We start from the raw sequence: 20,915 nt of genomic DNA on the forward strand, positions 1-20,915 counted from the left end.
CCCCTTGTCCGACTTCACGTGGCCGGCCAGGGGGCGATCGGGTTCCCCTGCCACCGGGTGGACGGCGGCACGGTGTCGCCGCGCATGACGAGGGAGGCCGGCCCGACCGTGCCGCCTTCGCCGATCCGGGCGGCGGGCAGCGCGACACAATGCGGACCGAGGGTGGCTCCGGCTCCGAGGATGACGGTGTCCATGGACATGATCCGATCATGGAACAGGTGAGTCTGCACCACGCACCCCCGTTCCACGGTTGCCCCGTCGCCCAGCGTCACGAGATCGGCCTCGGGGAGCCAATAGGTTTCACACCACACACCCTTGCCGATGGTGGCGCCGAGTCCCCGCAACCAGACGTTCAGCACGGCGGTGCCGGTGGCAGCCCGGGCGAACCAGGGCGCGGCGACGGTCTCCACGAACGCGTCCGACACCTCGTTCCGCCACACGAACGAACTCCACAGCGGGTGTTCGATCTTCCCGATCCGACCCACCACCAGCCATTTCGCGACCACGGAGATCAGTCCGGCGGCCGCACCCGCGACGAGGAGCACGACCCCGCTGGCCAGCGCGGCGAGCCAGAAACCGACGCGGTCGGCCATCATCTCCAGCGCGAACAGCACGCCGAGCCCGATCCCGAACGTCACCATCACGGGAAGGAGCCGGCACGTCTCGACGACGGCACGAGCGACTTTGAGCCGGAACGGCGGACGGAACGTGCGGGAGGCGTCGGTGTCGCCGGGCGCCCGGCGGAGGCGGACGGGGGGACTGCCCAGCCAGGAGGAACCGGATTTCGCCTTCGACGGCGTGGCCGAGAGCACCGCGACGAGCCCGTTCTTGGGGACCCGCCGGCCGGGGCCCGTCATCCCGGAGTTGCCGAGGAAGGCGCGCTTGCCGACCTTGGCGTGTTCGATGTGCATCCAGCCGCCACCGAGTTCGTAACTCGCGATCATCGTGTCGTCGGCGAGAAACGCGCCGTCCGCCACGGTGGTGAACTTCGGCAGCATGAGGACGGTCGACGCTTCCACGTTCTTGCCGATCCGGGCGCCGAGCAACCGCAGCCATCCCGGTGTCAGCAGGCTCGCGTACAGCGGGAACAGGAACGTGCGGGCGGAGTCCATGAGCCGTTCGGTGGCCCACACCTGCCAGCCGATGCGACTGCGGACCGGGTGATACCCCTCGTGCAGTCCGATCGACAGCAGCCGGACGGACACGATCGTGAGGGCGGCGAACACGACGAGGCTGACGAGCGTCGCGACGGGAAGGATCACCGCGGACTGGAGCGCCGCGGACCCGAGCGTGCCCGCGTCGCGGATCCACCACCCGATCACCAAGATCCCGGCGAGGAGCGCGAAGATCGGCAGACCGGCGATGAGCATCGACGTCGCGCCGAACGCGGGAACCCAGTACGACGCGCGCCGGGGGGTCTCCTCGGGCCACGGGTGGACGGCCTTGCCCACCTTTACCGCGGGCGAACCGGCCCAGTGCTGATTGGCCTTGACGCGTCCGAACACGGCCGAACCGGCCTCGACTTCGGCGTTACGCCCGATGACGGCACCCGGCAGCAGTGTCGATCGCGCACCCACCGACGCACCGGGACCGATCTTGATCCCACCGATGTGGACGACGTCCCCGTCGACCCAGTGCCCGGACAGGTCGACCTCCGGTTCCACCGAGCAGCCGTCGCCGAGTTCGAGCATGCCCGTGACCGGGGGCAACGTGTGCAGGTCGACGCCCCGGCCGACGGTGGCCCCGAGCGCCCGCGCGTAGTAGAGCATCCACGGCGCGCCGGACAGGTTCGCGGCGCCGCTGGCCTCGGTGAGGCGCAGTGCCACCCACAGTCGCAGGTGTTCGCTGCCCCCGCGGGGATATGTTCCGGGCTCGAGTCCGCGCAGCAGAATCCGTGCGCCGAGCACCGAGATCGCCATCCGCCCGACCGGGCTGATGAACGCGAAGAACGCGAGCAGAATCCACCACCACGACACCGTGGGCGCCCACGGCACGGCCGTGAACCACGAGAGGACGTTGTTCGCGATCGCCAGCCATGTGACCCATTGCAACCCGGTGAGCGTGGTGAGCGGAACGGTGGCCGCGATCTGCGCGAGCTGGCTTCGCCGCGGAGTCGGGGTGACGATGCGGGGTTCGGCGGCGTCGATCGGCGCCAGTTCGTCGAGGTATTCGGCGAGTGAACCGAGCCGCGGATGGTCGTAGAGTTGCGCGACCGTCACTTCGGGGAACCGTTCACGCAGCGCCGTGACCAGCTGGGCGGCGGAGAGGGATCCGCCGCCGAGTTCGAAGAAGTCGTTGTCGGGCCCGGTGATCTCGGCGCCGAGAATCGACGCCCACAATTCGGCGACCCAGGCCGGGGTGCCCTCGAGGCCCAGCTTCTCCGCGGCGTCGTCGACACCCGGCGGCGGCCAGGGAAGGGCGTTCCGGTCGACCTTGCCCGACGTGCGGGTGGGGAGTTCGTCGACCAGCACCAGCCGCGGAACCAGCGCAGCCGGGAGCTGCCCGGTGAGTGTGGTGTGCGCGGCCTTGAGGTCGAAGTCGGGGTTGGTGCTGGCCAGGTAGCCGACGAGGATCTGGTGACCGGCACCGGTCCGGCGCACGGCCGCCGCGGCGCCGCCGACACCGGGGAGGTTCTGCAACGCGTTGTCGACCTCGCCCAGCTCGATTCGCCTGCCGCCGAGCTTCACCTGGTCGTCCGCGCGGCCCTGGAACAGCAGCCCGCGGCGGTCGAGGCGCACCAGGTCGCCGCTGCGGTACGCCCGATCCCAGCCGAGCGTCGGCATCGGCGCGTACTTCTCGGCGTCCTTCACCGGATCGAGGTACCGGGCCAGGCCGACACCGCCGATGACCAGTTCGCCGACCTCGCCCTCGGGCACGGGTTCGCCCGCTGCATCGACGACGGCGAGATCCCAGCCGTCCAGCGGGAGACCGATGCTGACCGGGCTCCGGCCGTCCATCAGGGCGCCACAGGCCACGACGGTCGCCTCGGTGGGGCCGTACGTGTTCCACACCTCGCGGCCGTCGACCGCGAGGCGTTCGGCCAGTTCGGGCGGGCACGCCTCGCCACCGAAGATCAGCAGGCGCACGGCCTCGAGGGCCTCGGCGGGCCACAGCGACGCCAGGGTCGGCACCGTCGAGACGATGCTGACGTCGCGTGCAACGAGCCACGGTCCGAGATCCATGCCACTGCGCACCAGCGACCGGGGTGCGGGAACGAGGCAGGCGCCGTGACGCCACGCCAGCCACATCTCCTCGCAGGACGCGTCGAACGCCACGGACAGTCCGGCGAGCACCCGGTCGCCGGGCCGGATCGGGTCTTCCTGCAGGAACATCCGGGCCTCGGCGTCCACGAACGCGGCTGCGTTGCGGTGATTCACCGCGACACCCTTGGGGGTGCCGGTGGAACCGGAAGTGAAGATGATCCAGGCGTCGTCGTCGACGGTCGGTGGGCGGGCGGCAGGTGATTCGGCCCTGGCCGGTGCGGTGCCGGCGATGATCCCGGAACCGGTCACCACGCACCGGACCTGCGCCTCGCCGAACACGAGTTCGGCGCGTTCCTCGGGATCGTCCGCGTCGACCGGCACGTAGGCGGCGCCGACGGCGAGGGTCGACAGGATGGCGACGTACAGGGAGCACGACCCGGACGGCATGCGGATACCGACGCGATCGCCGGCCCCGACTCCCGATTCGGCCAGGACCTTCGCGGTCTGCTGGATCTCCTCGAGCAATTCCTGGTACGTCAGCGATGTGGAGCCGTCGTCGATTGCGGGGGCTTCGGGGTTCGCCTCGGCTGTCGCGAACACGATGTCGACGAGGGTGCGCGGCGCCGGTGCGAATTGACGGCGGAGGAATTTCCGGGGTATACGGAGCGACAGGTCCGAATCCGTCGGTGACTGGAGAGACAATCCAGGATTCCTTCTCTGAGCGGTGGTGGTGCGTACGGCTCGTTATCTCACGATCAAGTGACCAGATGGTGAACAGTTGGTGGTGCATAGGCCTTCGTCGACCATTCTTCACCCCCAGTTCGCAGGTTTCTCGCCGCACAGGTCGAAGTTCTACCGACTTCTTCGTCGACTGGTCAGAAGGAACACCCGAGTTCCTTCGAATCGAGGAAGGATGACCTCATGTTCTACCTGGCATTGCTGGCGGACGAGAAGAACGCCACCGAATGGGCACCGGACAGTCCGGAGTTCGCGGTGGCCGTTGCGCGCCACGAGGCGTTCACGGAGAGGGCGGGCTCCGCGATCGTCGGGGGTGCTGCCCTGTATCCGAGCGCGGAGGCGGCGACCATCCGGAACGCGGACGGCCGCGCGCTGATCACGGACGGCCCGTTCGCGGAGACCGCGGAGGTGGTCGGCGGTTTCTACGTCCTCGTGGGAACGGACCTGGACGAGGTGCTGGAGATCGCGCGGCACATCCCCGAGGCGATCGTCGAGTTGTGGCCGATGTTCGAGTGGATGCCCGTGACCGATCAGAATGGCTGCTGGCTCGCGCTGCTCCGCGAACCGGTGGCGGCGGCCGTGGCGCCGGGCACACCCCAGTGGGACGAGGGAATGGCCGAGCACGAGAAGTTCGGTCGGCTCGCCGGAGCTGCGGTGCGTGGCGGCGGAGCCCTGTATCCGCCGGACTCCGCGACGACGATCCGCGTCCGGGGCGGGGAACTTCTCCTCACCGACGGTCCCTTCGCCGAGACCGCCGAGGTCGCGAACGGTCTGTACGTGCTCGCCGCCGACGACCGGGAGAGTGCGATCGCGCTGTCGGCGAAGATCCCGGTGTCGCCGAAGGGCTGCATCGAACTCCGGCAGATCGTCGACTACGCCGAGTAATGGACGGCGACACACTGAGCCGCGTCTTCCGGGAGGAGTCCGGGCGGGCGCTGGCCACCGTGGCGCGGATGGTCGGCGACCTGGCCCTCGCGGAAGACGCGGTGCAGGAGGCGTTCGCCGAGGCGATCCGCAGCTGGCCGGATTCGGGTCTGCCGAACAACCCGGGGGCCTGGATCACGACCGTCGCCCGCAACCGGGCGCTGGACCGGTTGCGGCGGGAGTCGTTGCGCGGCGACAAGGAGCACGACGCGGCGCGGCTCGTTCCGCCTCCGGACGTGGCAGAGGTGTGGCCGGTGCGTGACGACCAGTTGCGGCTCATGTTCACGTGCTGCCACCCCGCGCTGTCCCCGGAGTCGCAGGTGGCGTTGACGCTCCGGCTGGTGGCCGGACTGCGGCCCGCGGAGATCGCCCGGATGCTTCTCGCCCCGGAACCGACCGTGTCCCAGCGGCTCACCCGCGCCAAGTCGAAGATCCGGACAGCAGGCATCCCCTTCCGGGTTCCGCCCGACCATCTGCTCCCCGAGCGCACCCCGCAGGTGCTCGCCTGCATCTACCTGGTGTTCACCGAGGGGTATTCGGCCACGTCCGGTGACACCGCGATCCGGGACGAACTCTGCGAGGAGGGGCTGCGGCTCGGCCGGTTGCTGTGCGAACTGATGCCGGACGAGGGCGAGGCGTGGGCGCTGACGGCGCTCATGCTGTTCCACGACAGCAGGCGGTCCCAGCGCACCGACGACGCCGGCGATCTCGTTCCCCTCGAGGACCAGGACCGCGGGAGGTGGGACGGGGCGAAGATCGCGGAAGGTGTCGTGTGCCTGCGGGCGGCCCGGCGCCGGGGAGGCGGTCCGTACGGCGCGCAGGCCACGATCGCCGCCGCCCACGCGACGGCGCCGAACTGGGCGGCCACCGACTGGGATGCCGTCGTCGCCGGATACGACGAACTCGCCGCGTACGGCGACTCGCCCATGGTCCGGCTCAATCGCGCGGTCGCAGTGAGTTTCCGGGACGGCCCCGACGCCGGGCTCGCCGAGGTGGACGCGCTCGCCGGGGAGCCGAGGCTGACGCGAACGCACACCCTGCACGCCACCCGCGCCGACCTGCTGCGCGGAGCGGGCAGGCCGGCGGAGGCGAGCGTGGAATACCGCGCCGCGATCGGACTGGCGGCGAACGAACCCACCCGGCGTTTCCTCGCCAGGCGACTGGCGGAAGCGGACGGTGCCCGTCAGATCCGTCCGCGAGGCTGATGCTGGGTGATGCAGTGGATGCCGCCGCCCCGCGCGAAGATCTGCCGGGCGTCGACGGTGACGACGCGGCGACCGGGATAGACGCTCGACAGGATGTCGCGAGCGAGGGCATCGTGCGGGTCGTTGAAGCCGCACGCGATGACCCCGCCGTTGACGACGAGATGATTGATGTAGCTGTAGTCGACCCACCCTTCCTCGTCGCGCAGGACCGTCGGCGCGGGCACCTCGACGATCCGCCACGGCGCACCGGACCGGTCACGGCTGTCCGACAGCACCTTCAGGATCTCGGCGGTCACCTCGTGGTCGGGGTGCGACGGGTCGCGCTGGCAGTGCACCAGGACAACCCCCGGCGCGGGAAGGGCCGCGACGATGTCGACGTGCCCCTTGGTGCCGAACTTCTCGGAATCCCGCGTCAGGCCGCGCGGCAGCCAGACGACGTGCTCGGCGCCGATCGTGCGCGCGAGCTCCGCCTCGACATCCGCCGCGTCCAGGTCGGGGTTGCGCAGCGGGTCGAGTTGCACGGTCTCGGTGACGAGCACGGTTCCGTGGCCGTCCACCTGAATGCCGCCGCCCTCGTTGACCATCGACGACGGGACCGGCCGGGCCCCGGACCACCGGGTGACGGCCGCGCCGATCGACCGGTCGTGCTCCCAGGTGGCCCACTCCTGTTGTCCCCAGCCGTTGAACGTCCAGTCGACGGCGCCGAGGCGGTCCTCCTCGTCGAGGACGAACGTGGGACCGATGTCGCGCATCCAGGCGTCGTCGAGGGGAGCCTCGACCACGTCGATGTCGCGGGCGAGGTACTGCCAGGCGACGTCCCGGTCCGCCGGATCGACGACCATGGTGACCGGTTCGAAGTCGGCGATCGCGTGCGCGACGGCCGTCCACGCGGTCCGCGCCTCGTGCGCGTCGTCCGCTGTCGCAGTCATCGACGCACCGAGGGGCGGGAACGCCATCCACACCCGTTCCTGCGGTTCGGTCTCGCTGGGCATCCGCCAGGTCATGACCGGGTCTCCGCGGCCGATACGGTCGTCGGGAGTCCGTAGGGGTGCTCGTGGTCCACGGGATCCGTCAGCCGGGTGTACGTGTCCGGCCTGCGGGTGGTCAGGAACGGGAAGAGGTCGAGCCAGTCCTTGCGCTGATCCAGGTCGAGATCGGCGACCAGGACCGCCTCCTCGTCGCGGGGAGCGGACACCAGCACGCGGCCGTAGGGGTCGGAGATGAACGAGGAACCGTAGAAGTCGATGCCGCCCTCGTTGCCGCAGCGGTTCGGGACCACCATGAATGTGCCACTGGTGATGCCGTTTCCGACGATCACGTGCCGCCAGATCGGCTGGGTGTCGAACGCGGGGAAGCTCGGCTCCGACCCGATCGCGGTGGGGTAGACGAGGATTTCCGCGCCGCCGAGCGAGTACATGCGGGACACCTCGGGGAACCATTCGTCCCAGCACGTCGGCAGCCCGAGGGCAGCTCCGCCCAGTTCGGCCGGCCGGTAGACGGGGTAGGCGTCGTCGGCGGGACCGCCGCGGAAGTAGGTGTCCTCGTAGTATCCGGCGCTGACCGGGATGTGCAGCTTGCGGGTCCGGGAGAGCAGCTCACCGGACGGGGCCACGAGGATGGCGGTGTTGAAACCGAGACCGTCCGGGCCGTCGGCCTTCTCGTACAGCGAGGCGTGGACGCAGACCTGGTGCCGGGCCGCGGCGGCGGCAGCGAAACTGTACGTGGGCCCGGTCGTCAGGTCCTCGGCGTCGCGCCCGGGTGTCCCGGTCGCGCGGACGTCGGCGGGGTACTTCGACAGCGTGAGTTCCGGCAGGAACACCACCGCAGCGCCGAGGGCCGCCGCTTCGCCGATCGCGTCGGTCAACCCGGTGCGCAGTGCGTCCGGGTCGGCCTGCCAGCGGTGCTGCACCAACCCGACCCGCAGCGGAGTGCGGGCGGACGCCGTGGAACGTGCGGGGGAGGAGGGGGCGGGCAGCGCGGTGATCGTGCGAATGGTCATCGTTATTCCTTCGGTCTGGATGTGATGGGGGTGTCGGAAATGTGGTGGGTCGGATCGGACTGGTGAGTGGGCTCGGACATCACGACGTCGATCGCGCCGAGCAGATGGGAGTGGGCGTCCTCGGTGGTGATCTCCTCGCAGAGCCACCGTCCGGACAGCCCCTCGACGAGGGCGGTCATCGTGACCGCGGTGCGCCGAGGGTCGAGCGACGAGGAGATCTCGCCGCCGGCCTGCGCCTGTGCGATCGCGTCGGCGATCTCCGCAACCCACGCCGCGGTGGTGCGGGCGAGCGGTTCCCGCAGCGCCTCCTCGTACACGGCGGAGGCGCGTAACTCGTTCCAGGCCAACGAGTTCTCCACGACCTCCGGTCGGTCCTGGATCTCGCCGAGGAGCGAGCGGGTGAGCCGGTCGCGGGCGGAGTCCGAGGACCGCTCACCTTCGCTGCGGTAGGCGCGGGCACGGTCGTTGATGTAGTTCAGGGCGGCCTCGAGGAGTCCGATGCGATCCTTGAAGTGGTAGTACAGCAGTCCCGGCGACACTCCCGCGACCTCCGCGACGTCGTTGACGCGCAGCCCGCGGATACCGCGTCGGGCGATGGCCGTTGCGCTGGCCTTCAGAATCGCATCGCGTCGCTCGCTCATCGTGAATCTCCTTCGGTTCGTGCCGTCTCAGGGTGTCGGCGCCTCGGCCGGGGCCACGCGTTCGGGCCACAGTCGCAGCGCGACGAGGTAGCCGGCCACGGCGATGACCGACGATCCGACAAGACTGACATCGACACCGTGCGCGATGTCGGCAAGGGGCCCGGAGTACAGCGACGTGTCGACGGCGAGAATGCCGAATACGGACCCGGCCGCCCAGGGAATGACGGCGCGCAGGTTCCAGCCACCGGTGAACCAGTACCGTCCACCCTTCCGGCCCAGGTTGAAGACCTGGAGATCGACGGCGTCGTACTGCCCGCGCCGCGCCACCAGGAAGCCGGCGACGTTGATCGCCACCCAGGGGGCCGCGAAACCGTTGAGCACCAACGTCATCGCGGTGATGGAATCGACCGCGTCGACGACGAAGACGCCGATGTAGAGCAGTGCCACGGCGAGCGCCGACGTGATCAGCGTCGTGTGAACGCGTCGCAACCGGGGAATCAGCGCCTCCAGGTCGAGTCCGCTGGCGTAGACGTTCAGGACGCCCTGCCCGAGGCCGCCCGCGAGGGCGACGAGGACGATAGGCAGCACGTACCAGCCCGGGGCCTCCGCGACCAGGTCGGCGACGTAGGAGTCGCTCAGCGTGGTGAACGTCGAGGCGGTGAACGACCCGAACACCGCGGTCAGGAACAGCCCGAAGAAGATGCCGGCCATGGTGGCCGCGACGATCGAACGGTCGCTGAATCGCACCCGGGAGATCCGCCTGCTGTAGTCGCCCAGTGTGGGGGCATACGACAGCGGTCCGCCGACGGCGAGGACCACGGCCAGGATCCAGGTGGGCCAGAATCCGCCGAGCAGGTAGTCGCCGCTGCCCGCTCCACCGTCGAAATGGCCACCGAACGCGAACACCCCGAGCAGGAGCAGTGCGGCGACGACGGGCAGCACGAACTTCTGGAGCGCGACTACCGTGCCGTGGCCGAACAGCGCGACGGCCACGATCTCGGCGGCGATGATCCCGTATCCGAGGGCGAGCATGCCGTTGTCGACCGGTGTGCCGAACAGGCGGTGTGAGGCCGCGACCAGTGCGTCCCCTGACGTCCAGACCGCGATCGCCGCGTACGCGAGGGCGAAGAGGAGGGTGAGCCCCGAGCCGATCATCCGCCCGCTGACTCCGAAGTGCGCACCACTCGACACGGTGTTGTTCGTGCCGGTGCGCGGACCCAGGAGCGACAGGGGAGCGATGAGGAGCGTGCCGAGCCCGATACCGATCGCGCTCGCCGCCACCGCGCTGCCGAAGCTGAGCCCGAAAGTGATGGGGAGCCAGCCGAACACGATCACCGAGAACGCCAGATTGCCGCCGAAGAACACCGCAAGCATGTTGAGCGGTCGCGAATCGCGTTCCGATTCGGGGATGTACTCCACGCCGATCGTCTCGATGTGTCCGAACCGGTCCTCCGGCGGGGAGGGGGCGGTGTCGTCGAGGGGCGTCGTCGGGTCGAGATTCGTGGACACTTCGGACCTCACATTCGGGGCGGAGGTGACGGTCATCACGTCCTGGTGATTACCGAAGATATTCCAAACTGAAAATTCAGTCAAGACCGGCGAGTGGCGTGCGCCCGTCGTCGAAGACGTGGTTTGCGTTAGGTCGTCACGTCGGGGAGGGGCGGCAGTGGCCTGCCGGCGACGTCGCGGGCCTCGTCGGGGAGGACGCCGACCATGCACAGCATGGTCTGAGCGAAGACCTCGTCGACACCGTCCTGCGTGTGCGCGGACACGACGTGATGCAGCGTCGACAGCAGGGCGCCGAATACGCAGGCGGTGGCGATGTCCACGTCGGGAATCGTGAATCTTCCACTGTCGACGCCCATGCGCAGGTCGCGTGCGGCCCGGGGGCCGAGGATGGCGATGAGCTTGGGATGGGCTACACCGAGTCGCACCACGAACCATCCCCACAGGGGATCGCTGATGGCGTGCCGGACGAGATGGCGCAGCGACGAGGAGAACACGTCCGCCGCATCTGTCATGCCGGCGGTCATCGAATCCATTCTGGCGCCGAGTGATTCGATCGATTCCTCGGCCACGGCCTCGACGATCTCGTCACGCGAATGGAAGTAGTTGTAGAACGTCCCGGCGCCCAGATCGGCGGCCTCGGTGATGTCCGACAGGCCCACCGCGTCGACGCCGCGCTCGGCCACGAGAGTGCGGGCGGCATCGAGGAGTCGTGCGCGGGTCTTCTCGCGCCGGCGCTGGTGGCGCGAGCCCTGGGCGGGCGTTGCGGGGCTGTTCGACGGTGCGGGCACATCGGAAACGCTACGCGATCCCCCTTGTGAACTCGGGCCGGGACGCACGTCGATGAGCAGACATTCATAAATGAGGACTTGCTCAATAATGAGGATGATGTCACGATACTGGCACCCCTATGACCCAGCTCACTCGCGAAGAGGACGTGCAATGACGGACACCCAGACGGCTCGCGCCGAGGCGAACCTCGCGTATGACGCCGACGTGGCAGTGGTGGGCTGCGGCCCCGTCGGAACGCTGCTGGCCGTACTGCTCGGTCAGCGCGGCCACCGCGTCACGATCGTCGACAAATGGCCCGCGCCCTACGAGCAGCCCCGCGCGGTCACCTACGACCATGAAATCGCTCGTATCCTCGCGATCCTGGGTATCGACTCGGACGACGATCCGGCGGTCGAGTACCACGACGATCTCTACTACTGGCGTAACGCGGAGGGCGAAAACCTCCTCGAGGTCGATTGGAAGTCCATCGCAGCATCGGGGTGGCGCACGCGGTACTGGTTCTCGCAGCCCGAACTCGAGAAGCGGCTGCGTGACGTCGCAGCGACGTTGCCGAGCGTGACGATCCGGCGCGGCTGGCTGGCCACCGACCTCGAACAGAACGGTGACGGGATCGTGCTGACCGGCCAGGTCACCGGCACGGACGGCGACGCGGCCCCCGGAGTGATCCGCGCGAAATACGTCGTCGGCGCGGACGGGGCGAACAGCTTCGTCCGTACGGCACTCGGCCTGGACTTCGCCGACCACGGATTCTTCTTCGACTGGCTGATCCTCGACATGATCATGCCGGACATCTCCGGCCTGGACCTCGGCCCGACGCACTGGCAGCTGTGCGACCCGGCCCGGCCGACGACGATCGTCCCGGGTGGCCCCGGCCGCCGCCGCTGGGAGTACATGGTGCTGCCGGGGGAGAACCCCGAAGAACTCGCCTCCGAACAGTCCGCGTGGCAACTGCTCGAGCCGTGGGGCGTCACCCCGGCCAACGCCGAACTCGAGCGTGCGGCGGTGTACCGATTCCAGGCGCGGTGGGCGGAGAACTGGCGCAACGGCCGCGGACTGCTCGCCGGCGACGCCGCGCATCTGATGCCGCCGTTCGCAGGCGAAGGCATGTGCGCGGGTTTGCGAGATTCGGTGGCCCTGGCATGGCGCCTGGACCTCGTGCTGTCGTGCAAGTCCGGCGACGAGGTGCTCGATTCCTACGGGACCGAACGCAAGGGGCACGTCCATCACTACATCGACTTCTCGATGCGCCTGGGCAAGATCATCTGCATTGCCGACGCCGACGACGCAGTCGCGCGAGATCGGCAGATGATCGCCGAGCTCGCCGCGTCCGACGGAACCCCGGTCGACACCGATATCGCCTCGCTCGGTCCGGGCCTGTGGACTTCCGGCACCGCACACGCCGGGGAGCTGTCCGTCCAGGGCATCGTGGAGGCGAACGGTCGACGAGGCCGATTCGACGACATCGCGGGCCGCGGCTGGACCGTGATCGGCCGCGGCCCATCCGCTGCCGACGTGCTCACCGACGAGCAGCGCCGCCTGTGGGAAATCCTGGACGGACGCTGTGTCCGGCTCGGATCGGCAGTTACGGACTGCGACGTGATCGACGTGGACGGCACCTACGCGCGATGGCTCGACGAGATCGGCGCCGACTTCGTGATCCTGCGCCCGGACTTCTACGTCGCGGCCACCGCGCCCGACGTGGCAACACTGCGGGCCTCACTCGACACGATTCTCGACGGGTTGCACCTGACCACCACCGATCGCGCACCGGTCGCGGCCCGATGAAGGGAGCTGTCCCCATGAATCTGCATTTCGATCACGTGACTCTCGGGCAGCGGGTGCTGTTCGGATCCGGTTGTGCCGCCGACAACCTCGCGGCGGAGGTCGTCCGGCTCGCCGCCCGGCGGATCATGGTCATCGCCTCGCGATCCGAAACCGCAGTTGCCCAGGCGGTCACGCAGCACATCGACGTGGCCGTGTTCCACGACGATGTCGCCCCACACGTCCCGATCGCCAACGCAGAGGCGGCTCGGGCGGTGGCCACGGACAACTCGATCGACCTGCTGGTGTGTATCGGCGGCGGTTCGACCACCGGGCTGGCCAAGGCCGTCGCCCTCACGTCCGGGCTGCCGATCGTCGCGGTGCCCACCACCTACGCCGGCTCCGAGGCCACCAACGTCTGGGGCATCACCGAGGCCGCCCGCAAGACCACGGGTGTCGACGACAAGGTCCTGCCCGGCACCGTGATCTACGACGCACACCTGACGTTGTCGCTCCCGGTCGAATTGTCGGTCGCCTCCGGCCTCAACGGCATGGCTCACTGCATCGACTCGATGTGGGCGCCGCGCACCGACCCGATCAACCGGGCCATCGCGGCGGAGGGAATCCGTGCCCTCGCGGCCGGACTGCCCGCGATCAAGGACGATCCGCAGGACCTGAGCGGACGCGAGCAGGCGCTGTACGGCGCGTACCTGTCCGCGGTCGCATTCGCCTCCGCCGGATCGGGACTGCACCACAAGATCTGCCACGTCCTCGGCGGCGCGTACAACCTGCCCCACGCGCAAACCCACGCGACGGTCCTGCCCTACGTGCTCGCCTACAACGCCCCTGCTGCACCCGAAGCGGAGCGGCGGATCGCCACGGCACTCGGCACCGACACCGCCGTCACGGGACTGAACACGCTGCGGAAGAGCCTCGACGCCCCCCACGCCCTGAAGGACTACGGATTCGACGAGACGCAGGTTCCCGAGGCCGTCGAGTTGATCCTGCCCTTCGTCCCCGACTCGAACCCCCGGCCGGTGACGGCCACCGACCTCGACGCGCTCCTGCGCGCGGCCCACTCCGGCGACACCCCCGTGCTGTGAAAGGAACACCGACCATGACCACCCACATCGCCGACCCGATCAACCCGCAGCAGCGGGCGCTCGAGGACGAACTCGTCGCCACCGTCGTCGCCTCGTTCGACGGCACCCCCGATCCGCGGCTGAAGCAGGTGATGCAGTCGCTGACCCGGCACCTGCACGCGTTCATCCGCGACGTGCGCCTGACCGAAGGCGAATGGAACACCGCCATCGAGTTCCTCACCGCCGCCGGGCACATCACCGACGACAGGCGCCAGGAATTCGTCCTGCTCTCCGACGTCCTCGGCGCCTCCATGCAGACCATCGCCGTCAACAACCAGGCCCACAGAGGAGCTACCGACGCCACCGTCTTCGGCCCCTTCTTCGTCGACGACGCCCCCGAGATCCCGCTCGGCGGCGACATCGCCGGCGGCGCATCCGGTCAGCCGTGCTGGATCGAAGGCACCGTCACCGACACCGACGGCAACCCCGTGCCCGGCGCCCGCATCGAGGTGTGGGAATGCGACGAAGACGGATACTACGACGTGCAATACGCCGACGAACGGATCGCCGGTCGAGCGCACCTGTTCACCGACGACCAAGGGCAGTACCGATTCTGGGGCCTGACGCCGGTGCCCTACCCCATCCCGCACGACGGACCGGTGGGCAAGATGCTCGAGGCCGTGGGCCGCTCACCCGTCCGGGCCTCGCACCTGCACTTCATGGTCAAAGCCGACAACCTGCGGACCCTGGTCACGCACATCTTCGTCGACGGCGATCCGCAGATCGAGATCGGCGACTCCGTCTTCGGAGTCAAGGACTCACTGATCAAGGAGTTCGCACAGCAGGCGCCCGGCACACCCACCCCGGACGGCCGCGAACTCGGCGACCGGTCCTGGGCACGAGCGCGTTTCGACATCGTCCTCGCACCCGCGGGCGTCTGACACGGCTCGGTCCGACATGTCAGCCGCCGGCGCCCGTCGTTGCGGACAGCCGCAACAACTGCACTCCTGGGCATACGCGCAACTGCGCGACCAGATCACCTACAAGGCGCACGCCGCGGGAGTGCCGGTGCAGGTGATCGACCCGCGCAATACCAGTAAGACGTGCCACCAGTGCGGGCACTGCGACACCGCGAACAGGCGCAGTCAAGCACTCTTCCGGTGCGCGGGTGCGGATGGACCGGCCACGCCGACCATAACGCCGCCGCCAACATCGCCGCACTCGGACACACCGACTACCGGGCCGCCCAATCAACCGTGCCTATAGCAGCCACCCCTCTGACAGCCAGTTAGAACGTGAGCAGCAAACCCGCGTCCATCAGGACCGGGTAGTTGATCGTGAACCTCGAACTGGAAACGTCGGGCGGCATCTTCACCAATGCCGAGGTCACCTACCGCGGCGTGCCGGTCGGACGGGTCGGAAACATGTCCCTCGCGGCGGACGGCGTCGTCGTCGAACTGAGAATCGACAAGACCGCACCCCACATTCCCGCGTCCGCGACAGCCGTTGTGGCGAAGAGGTCGGCGATCGGTGAGCAGTACGTCGACCTGCAGCCCTCCGTCGATCGTGGGCCGTTCCTGGCGGACGGCTCCCGCATTGCCGCGGTAGACGCGTCGACGCCGGTGCCCGTCGAGGAGTTGCTCGCCAGCACAGGGGGATTGACTGAGTCCGTGCCAATCGACGCACTCCACACAGTCGTGACGGAACTCGGCGCGGCATTCGACGGAAAGGGTGAAGACCTTCAGTCGCTGGCTGGCTCGCTGTCCGGGCTGTCGACGTCGGGCGCCGATTCACTCGACCGAACCGTAGCTCCGATACGCGACAGCAGGACGGTGCTGGGCACGCAGTCCGAACAGCCCTCGGCGATCGAGGATTTCAGTGCAGATCTGGACTCGCTCGCGGACCGCCTGCGGAGCAGCGACCCCGATGTCCGGCGGCTGATCGACAACGGAAACCCGGCGAGCGAGCAACTGGGGCAATTGGTCTCGGACGTCGGCCCCGGCGGCACGACGAACCTCGCCGGCCTCTCCGCCACGGCAAAGGCGATCTCCGTGCAGGCCACGGCTCTGCGAACCCTGTTCGTGTACCTGCCGGGCGTGGCGGAGGCATCGTCGACGATCGCGCCCGACGACGGAACCGTGCACCTGGGCCTGATAGCCGAGACGAACAATCCGCCGTCGTGCACCGTCGGGTACGAGGGCACCCAGACGATCCTCGCCGAGATGAAGCGGAATGACCCGAACTTCGACGACACTCAGCAGGACTTCCCTCAGAACACCGCCGCGTCCTGCGAAGCACCACAGGGCAGCCTCACCGGCGTCCGCAGTGCCGACCGGATCGTGTTCGGCGACCCCGCCACCGTTCAGCCGTGGGACTCGAAACCCAAGAAGGACCCGAACAGACTGGACCTCAACCCGATTGCGAATCAGCTCGCCCCGCTGCTCGGGGTCACCCCCAACTGACGCGAGTGTGCGGCCCGATCCCGGGACCCTCCCGGGATTCGAGTTGACAACCGCGCCCCGATCCTGCAATCTTCGAAACAGGTCACGAGTACCAGCGTCAAGCCCCGGCTAGCTGGTCGGCAACCCTCCACCGCGGCGGGGTGCTCCGGGTGACGACCAGGCTGAGGTTCATACCGGACCCGGCAAGCGCGGACTCCGAGAGGGCACCGACCCTGCGACGAGTCCCTGACTACGAGGGATGTCGTGATGACTGCTGTATTGACCGCTGACGTGTGTGTTGCCCCCCTGGCTCAGGTTTCGGGCTCCGACCTGCGGGTTCCGCTCGTTCAGGGCGGCGAGTGCACCTACGTGAACTTCGACTACGCGGCCAGTGCGCCGGCGTTGGCGCAGGTGACGGACCGTATCGGGGCCCTGCTTCCGACGTACTCCAGCGTGCACCGCGGCGCCGGCTACGCCTCGCGGGTGTCGACCGAGTGCTACGAGAAGGCCCGCGACTCGGTGGCCCGGTTCGTCGGAGCGTGCGACGACCAAGTGGTGGTATTCACCCGCAACACGACCGACTCGCTGAATCTGCTCGCCGGCTGCGTTCCCGGTAGCACCGTCGTCCTCGACATCGAGCACCACGCGAACCTGCTGCCGTGGAAGGACTCTCGCGTCGTCCGGGCGGCAGACACGCTGGCCGAGACCGTCCGGCTGCTGGTCGCCGAATTGTGCTCCAAGCCCACCGCCCTGCTCGCGGTGACGGGTGCGTCCAACGTGACCGGTGAGGTGCTGCCGATCGCGACCCTCGCCGAGGTGGCGCATCGTTGCGGCGCACGGATTCTCGTCGACGCTGCTCAGCTCGCACCGCACCGCCGCATCGACGTCGAGGAGTGGGGTGTCGACTACCTCGCCTTCTCCGGGCACAAGCTGTACGCCCCGTTCGGCGCCGGGGTGCTCGTGGGCCGCCGGGACTGGCTCGACGCCGCCGAGCCCTACCTCGCGGGCGGCGGCGCGGTCCGGAACGTGACCGTCGAATCCACGCACTGGGCGCCCGCCCCCGCCCGGCACGAGGCGGGAACCCCCAACGTGCTCGGCGCCGCGGCCCTCGCCGCCGCGTGCGATGCGCTGTCCGAACTGGACTTCGGCACGGTGGCCGAACACGAGGCGGCACTCACCGGCCGGTTGCTCGACGGCCTCGGCTCGGTCAACGGCCTGGAGTTCCTGCGGCTGTGGTCGGACGCCCCCGACACGGTGGGGATCGTGACGTTCACGATCGACGGTTTCGAGCCCGGGGAGATCGCCGCCTACCTGTCCGCCGAACACGGGATCGGAGTCCGCGACGGACGTTTCTGCGCCCACCCGCTGCTGGGTCGCCTCGGCAGGCCCGACGGTGCCGTGCGGGTGAGCGTCGGTCTCGGAAGCTGCTCCGAGGACGTGGACCGGCTGGTCGATGCCGTGCGCACCCTGGTGGCGGGACGGCGGAACTGGGCCTACGCCAAGGAAAGCGGCCAGTGGAATCCGGTGCCCGAGACCCGCTTTTCGCGAGACGCGCTAGTATGACGGCATGGCATCGCAGGCTGGGAGCACAATGATTGCTCACTGGTGCCGTCGGCATGTGGATCTGTGCCGAACCGCCTCGGGTATGTGTTCGAGCTGACCGGTCTTCCAGCTCCGTTTCATTCACACGTCATTCCCGAGGAACCCCAATGTCTCGAGACAATGCATTCGTTTCCCGTCCCCTTCGCGTCGCCGTCGAACTGACCGGATCGGGTCACCATCCGGCCGCCGAAGGCGCCGCAGGTACGCGGCCGATCAACGGCGCCGACTACTGGGTGGACCTGACCGCCGACACGACGGATCAGCTCGACCTCACGTCGTTCCCGCCGAACGTCGTCCGGATCCGGGCCGCCGATCTGCGTGAGGCGCAGCAGGAGCGCGCGCGGATCCGCGCCGAGGTCGTCGAGGACGGCCGCGACCCCGACAGCGTCACCGTACTGGTGGACCTCGAGGTGCTCATCGCCGGAGAGGCCCGGGCCGCGCGCAAGGAGCTGGCCCTCCTCGACAGTGCGCTGGACACACCCCGGACACCGGTGTCGTTGCAGTACATCGGAACTCCGGCCGGCCTCGCCGGGCTCATCGCAGACATCCAAGCGGCCGGCGTCGCCGACGGCGTGACCCTGCTCCCGCTGTCGCTGCCCAGGGTGCTCGAGCAGCTCGTCGACGGCACCCTCCCGTGGCTGGAGGAGCGGGGTCTCGTCACCTCCGCCGAAGCGGTCGACGAGGCGCTACGTCGCTTCGACCTGCCCAGCCGCGAGCGGGTGCTGGCTTCCTGACCGGGTCAGTTGCCGTTGTTCGCTGACCCCAGCGGAGTGGGCCGGTAGTACCGGCCCTCGTGATACAGCAGGGGCGCCGCCGCGGAATCGTCGTCGGCCTCGGCGTGGACACGGGTGACGAGGCCGATCACGAGCGTGTGGTCGCCGACCGGAATCAACTGGTCCACGATGACCCGCATCCAGCTGGGAGTTCCGTGGAGAACCGGCTCGCCGGTGTCGAGCCGCGCCCACAGCGACTCGTCGGAGAACCGCTGGTCTGCGCTCCGCGAGAACCGCTGAGCCAGGTGCTGCTGGTGCTCCCCGAGCAGGTGGATCACCAGCGAGCCCGCCGAGTGGAGCGCGTCGATGCTCGACGACGTGTTCGCGATGTTGAACGACACCAGCGGCGGGGCCAGCGAGACGGACGAAAACGAGGAGGCGGTGAAGCCGACCGGGCCCGATCCCGAGTCGAGGGTCACGATGGTGACGCCCGCCGGGTGACGACGCAGGGCTGCGCGGTAATCCTCCGCACAGATTCCGGGGGCGAGTTCGGGGTCGCGGGGGAGGTCCGAACCATCGACGGTATCGGCGTTCTCGGCTCTGTCGGACAAATCATTCTCCGGGTCGGCCCGTGTGGGCACTGTGTCACTCTCGTTCACGAGATCTGACGTCAACTATAAGGGCGGGAAGTACCCGGTATTCAGTCGACGTCGATCGCCAGGCCCGCGGTGATCCGGACCAACTCCGAGAACGACGTGCGGAAGACGGTGTCCGGGTGACCGGCGGCCGCCCACAGTTCCGGGTACTCCGACAGGGCGTTGTCGACGTAGGTCGGAAGGTTCGTGGGATGGCCCAGCGGGGCGATGCCGCCGATCGGCTGCCCCGTCGCGATCCGCACCATATCGAGGGGCGCCCGCGTCAGATTTCCCTGCAGTCGTTTGCCGGTGTTCGCGAGATCCACCTCGTGCGCCCCCGACACGAGGAGAAGGATCGGGTCGTCGTCGAGGAGGAACACCAGCGACTTGGTGATGGCGCCGACATCGACCCCGAGAGACTCCGCCGCCTCGGCCGCGGAGTGGGTGGAATCGGGCTGGGTCACGATCACCCCATGGTGCCCTCGCGCGATCAGAGTCTCGGCGACATGCGCGGCGTGGGGGTGCAGGGGCGTCGGCATGTTCCAAGAGTAGGTCCATTCCCCTGGAACGACATCAAGATGCGCCTTCCGACACGACATCGGAACGGGGCGTAGTCGATTCCGGCTTCCGGAGCCGCCGGACGGTGAACCCGAACAGCAGTCCCAGCCCGACCGCGGAGTACAGCGCGAGGGCGAGTGCGGGCTGTCCCAGCCCCACGTCGTCGAAGTACACGATGCTGCGGATTCCCTCGGTGCCCGCGCCGGGGGTGATCCACCGTCCGATGGACGCGTAGAAGGTGGGAATGACGTTCGAACCGAACGCCCCGCCCGCGCTGGGGTTACCCAGGATGACGAAGACGGCGATTGCGAGCGGCACCGCCAGGATGCCGACCGAGGCGCGCAGGCCGAGCGTGAACATCGCCGTGCCGAAGACGACACCGGTCCCGAGAAGCCACAGCGGGAACCAGTGACCCGCGAACGTGCCGAGCACGTGCGTCGTGATCAGGGCGCCGAGAGCGCCGGAGAGCACGGCGTAACCGAACAGCACGGCCGTGTGCGCCGACGCCTGAAGCAGGGTCCGCGGGGCGCCGATGAACAGGCCGATCGCCGCCGCGAGCAGGTAGCCGCCGACCACCCACCCGACCGCCAGGTAGAAACCGGACAGGCCGCGGTTGTCGTGCGCGCCGACCGCAATCTCGTCGCGAACCGTGAATTGGCGACCCTGGCTGTTCTCCACCTGCGCGAAGACCGATTCGAGCGCGCTGGAGATGGAACTGCCGCCCGCGCTCGCCGTGATCAGTGTGTCGGGGCCGACGGGATTCACGACGAACGCGCCCTGGATCTCGCGGTCGTGGAGGAGGCGCCGGGCTTCCGCGGTGTCCGAGACGACGCGTGCGCGGAGCGGTCCGCCGTCGATCGCGTCGAGTCGGTCGGCGACCTGCTGGTCCGTCCCGGCGGGCAGGCCCGCCGCTGCGACGACCCCGATCTCGATGTCGCGGGGCGTGGGCTGATGGAACGCGGCCACGTAGCTGAGGATGAAGCCGAGCTGGAGGAGGAGGACGCCGAAGACCAGCGCGGCCATCACCTTGGGCGCGCCGTACTTCGAAACCGGACTGTCGTGGCGCGCGGGAGCCGAGGTGGTGGGTTCGCTGGTGGTGGTCATCGGACGTCCTC

The 20,915-nt window shown here is 68.9% G+C and carries 18 protein-coding genes, 1 pseudogene and 1 riboswitch; of the genes and pseudogenes, 10 read left to right on the top strand and 9 right to left on the bottom strand.

The features are described from left to right. Nucleotides 1–14 precede the first annotated feature (14 nt). On the bottom strand, nt 15–3,905 hold the full coding sequence (locus tag ROP_RS21255) for a Pls/PosA family non-ribosomal peptide synthetase (protein ID WP_012691463.1): 3,891 nt from the start codon (nt 3,903–3,905) through the stop codon (nt 15–17). 219 nt (nt 3,906–4,124) lie between these two features. On the opposite strand from ROP_RS21255, the gene ROP_RS21260 reads away from it, so the two are divergent. Then, nucleotides 4,125–4,826 (top strand): YciI family protein, encoded by a 702-nt coding sequence (locus ROP_RS21260; RefSeq protein WP_012691464.1) that lies wholly within the window; start codon nt 4,125–4,127, stop codon nt 4,824–4,826. Next, entirely contained in the window at nt 4,826–6,070 is a 1,245-nt protein-coding gene (locus ROP_RS21265; RefSeq protein ID WP_012691465.1) for an RNA polymerase sigma factor, read from the top strand. Before ROP_RS21260 ends, ROP_RS21265 begins: the two co-directional genes overlap by 1 nt. Here ROP_RS21265 and ROP_RS21270 read toward each other — a convergent pair. The 5 genes from ROP_RS21270 to ROP_RS21290 all read right to left on the bottom strand — a co-directional run bounded on the left by ROP_RS21270 (nt 6,049) and on the right by ROP_RS21290 (nt 11,007). Then, entirely contained in the window at nt 6,049–7,074 is a 1,026-nt protein-coding gene (locus ROP_RS21270) for an agmatine deiminase family protein (RefSeq protein ID WP_012691466.1), read from the bottom strand. The genes ROP_RS21265 and ROP_RS21270 overlap by 22 nt on opposite strands. Next, nucleotides 7,071–8,069 (bottom strand): nitrilase-related carbon-nitrogen hydrolase, encoded by a 999-nt coding sequence (locus ROP_RS21275; RefSeq protein ID WP_012691467.1) that lies wholly within the window; start codon nt 8,067–8,069, stop codon nt 7,071–7,073. Before ROP_RS21275 ends, ROP_RS21270 begins: the two co-directional genes overlap by 4 nt. 2 nt (nt 8,070–8,071) lie before the next feature. Further along, nucleotides 8,072–8,710 carry a TetR/AcrR family transcriptional regulator gene (locus tag ROP_RS21280; protein WP_012691468.1) on the bottom strand — a complete coding sequence of 213 codons (639 nt, stop codon included), beginning with the start codon at nt 8,708–8,710 and terminating at the stop codon, nt 8,072–8,074. Nucleotides 8,711–8,737: 27 nt separating this feature from the next. Next, the gene (locus tag ROP_RS21285) at nt 8,738–10,219 is read right to left on the bottom strand and encodes a purine-cytosine permease family protein (protein ID WP_043826730.1); all 1,482 of its coding nucleotides are present in this window, start codon (nt 10,217–10,219) and stop codon (nt 8,738–8,740) included. A gap of 128 nt (nt 10,220–10,347) precedes the next feature. Beyond that, entirely contained in the window at nt 10,348–11,007 is a 660-nt protein-coding gene (locus ROP_RS21290) for a TetR/AcrR family transcriptional regulator (protein WP_012691470.1), read from the bottom strand. 151 nt (nt 11,008–11,158) lie between these two features. Here ROP_RS21290 and ROP_RS21295 point away from each other — a divergent pair, with 151 nt between their 5' ends. The 8 genes and pseudogenes from ROP_RS21295 (at nt 11,159) to ROP_RS21320 (ending at nt 18,628) form a co-directional block, all read left to right on the top strand. Then, a complete protein-coding gene (locus ROP_RS21295) occupies nt 11,159–12,793 on the top strand; it encodes a bifunctional 3-(3-hydroxy-phenyl)propionate/3-hydroxycinnamic acid hydroxylase (protein WP_012691471.1) in 1,635 nt (544 codons plus the stop codon). A 14-nt stretch (nt 12,794–12,807) separates the two neighbouring features. Continuing rightward, a complete protein-coding gene (locus ROP_RS21300) occupies nt 12,808–13,872 on the top strand; it encodes a maleylacetate reductase (RefSeq protein ID WP_012691472.1) in 1,065 nt (354 codons plus the stop codon). 14 nt (nt 13,873–13,886) lie between these two features. Further along, nucleotides 13,887–14,792 (top strand): dioxygenase, encoded by a 906-nt coding sequence (locus ROP_RS21305; protein WP_012691473.1) that lies wholly within the window; start codon nt 13,887–13,889, stop codon nt 14,790–14,792. Between the two features lie 43 nt (nt 14,793–14,835). After that, a pseudogene (locus tag ROP_RS41390) lies at nt 14,836–15,143 on the top strand (zinc ribbon domain-containing protein); the annotation flags it as partial. Between the two features lie 45 nt (nt 15,144–15,188). After that, on the top strand, nt 15,189–16,313 hold the full coding sequence (locus tag ROP_RS21310; RefSeq protein WP_012691475.1) for an MCE family protein: 1,125 nt from the start codon (nt 15,189–15,191) through the stop codon (nt 16,311–16,313). Nucleotides 16,314–16,393: 80 nt separating this feature from the next. After that, nucleotides 16,394–16,508, top strand: a riboswitch (SAM riboswitch). Nucleotides 16,509–16,559: 51 nt separating this feature from the next. Continuing rightward, the gene (locus tag ROP_RS21315) at nt 16,560–17,855 is read left to right on the top strand and encodes an aminotransferase class V-fold PLP-dependent enzyme (RefSeq protein ID WP_012691476.1); all 1,296 of its coding nucleotides are present in this window, start codon (nt 16,560–16,562) and stop codon (nt 17,853–17,855) included. A 28-nt stretch (nt 17,856–17,883) separates the two neighbouring features. Further along, nucleotides 17,884–17,952, top strand: a complete 69-nt coding sequence (locus ROP_RS45295) for a putative leader peptide (protein WP_369325290.1) — start codon at nt 17,884–17,886, stop codon at nt 17,950–17,952. Nucleotides 17,953–18,001: 49 nt separating this feature from the next. Beyond that, on the top strand, nt 18,002–18,628 hold the full coding sequence (locus ROP_RS21320; protein ID WP_012691477.1) for a hypothetical protein: 627 nt from the start codon (nt 18,002–18,004) through the stop codon (nt 18,626–18,628). Between the two features lie 5 nt (nt 18,629–18,633). Here ROP_RS21320 and dszD read toward each other — a convergent pair whose 3' ends face one another. From dszD to ROP_RS21335, 3 genes are all read right to left on the bottom strand, one after another. Continuing rightward, a complete protein-coding gene (gene dszD, locus ROP_RS21325) occupies nt 18,634–19,218 on the bottom strand; it encodes an NADH:FMN oxidoreductase DszD (protein ID WP_012691478.1) in 585 nt (194 codons plus the stop codon). Nucleotides 19,219–19,307: 89 nt separating this feature from the next. Then, nucleotides 19,308–19,781, bottom strand: a complete 474-nt coding sequence (locus ROP_RS21330) for a YbaK/EbsC family protein (RefSeq protein ID WP_012691479.1) — start codon at nt 19,779–19,781, stop codon at nt 19,308–19,310. A 34-nt stretch (nt 19,782–19,815) separates the two neighbouring features. After that, entirely contained in the window at nt 19,816–20,904 is a 1,089-nt protein-coding gene (locus ROP_RS21335) for a membrane protein (RefSeq protein WP_012691480.1), read from the bottom strand. Nucleotides 20,905–20,915: the final 11 nt, after the last annotated feature.

The sequence above is a fragment of the Rhodococcus opacus B4 genome, assembly GCF_000010805.1.
In the GTDB taxonomy this organism is placed as follows: Bacteria; Actinomycetota; Actinomycetes; order Mycobacteriales; family Mycobacteriaceae; genus Rhodococcus_F; species Rhodococcus_F opacus_C.

Coding starts and splice junctions, on each gene's coding strand:
- ROP_RS21260 (WP_012691464.1), top strand. CDS start 4,125: ATGTTCTACCTGGCATTGCTGGCGGACGAGAAGAACGCCACCGAATGG.
- ROP_RS21265 (WP_012691465.1), top strand. CDS start 4,826: ATGGACGGCGACACACTGAGCCGCGTCTTCCGGGAGGAGTCCGGGCGG.
- ROP_RS21270 (WP_012691466.1), bottom strand. CDS start 7,074: ATGACCTGGCGGATGCCCAGCGAGACCGAACCGCAGGAACGGGTGTGG.
- ROP_RS21275 (WP_012691467.1), bottom strand. CDS start 8,069: ATGACCATTCGCACGATCACCGCGCTGCCCGCCCCCTCCTCCCCCGCA.
- ROP_RS21280 (WP_012691468.1), bottom strand. CDS start 8,710: ATGAGCGAGCGACGCGATGCGATTCTGAAGGCCAGCGCAACGGCCATC.
- ROP_RS21295 (WP_012691471.1), top strand. CDS start 11,159: ATGACGGACACCCAGACGGCTCGCGCCGAGGCGAACCTCGCGTATGAC.
- ROP_RS21300 (WP_012691472.1), top strand. CDS start 12,808: ATGAATCTGCATTTCGATCACGTGACTCTCGGGCAGCGGGTGCTGTTC.
- ROP_RS21305 (WP_012691473.1), top strand. CDS start 13,887: ATGACCACCCACATCGCCGACCCGATCAACCCGCAGCAGCGGGCGCTC.
- ROP_RS21315 (WP_012691476.1), top strand. CDS start 16,560: ATGACTGCTGTATTGACCGCTGACGTGTGTGTTGCCCCCCTGGCTCAG.
- ROP_RS21320 (WP_012691477.1), top strand. CDS start 18,002: ATGTCTCGAGACAATGCATTCGTTTCCCGTCCCCTTCGCGTCGCCGTC.
- ROP_RS21330 (WP_012691479.1), bottom strand. CDS start 19,781: ATGCCGACGCCCCTGCACCCCCACGCCGCGCATGTCGCCGAGACTCTG.
- ROP_RS21335 (WP_012691480.1), bottom strand. CDS start 20,904: ATGACCACCACCAGCGAACCCACCACCTCGGCTCCCGCGCGCCACGAC.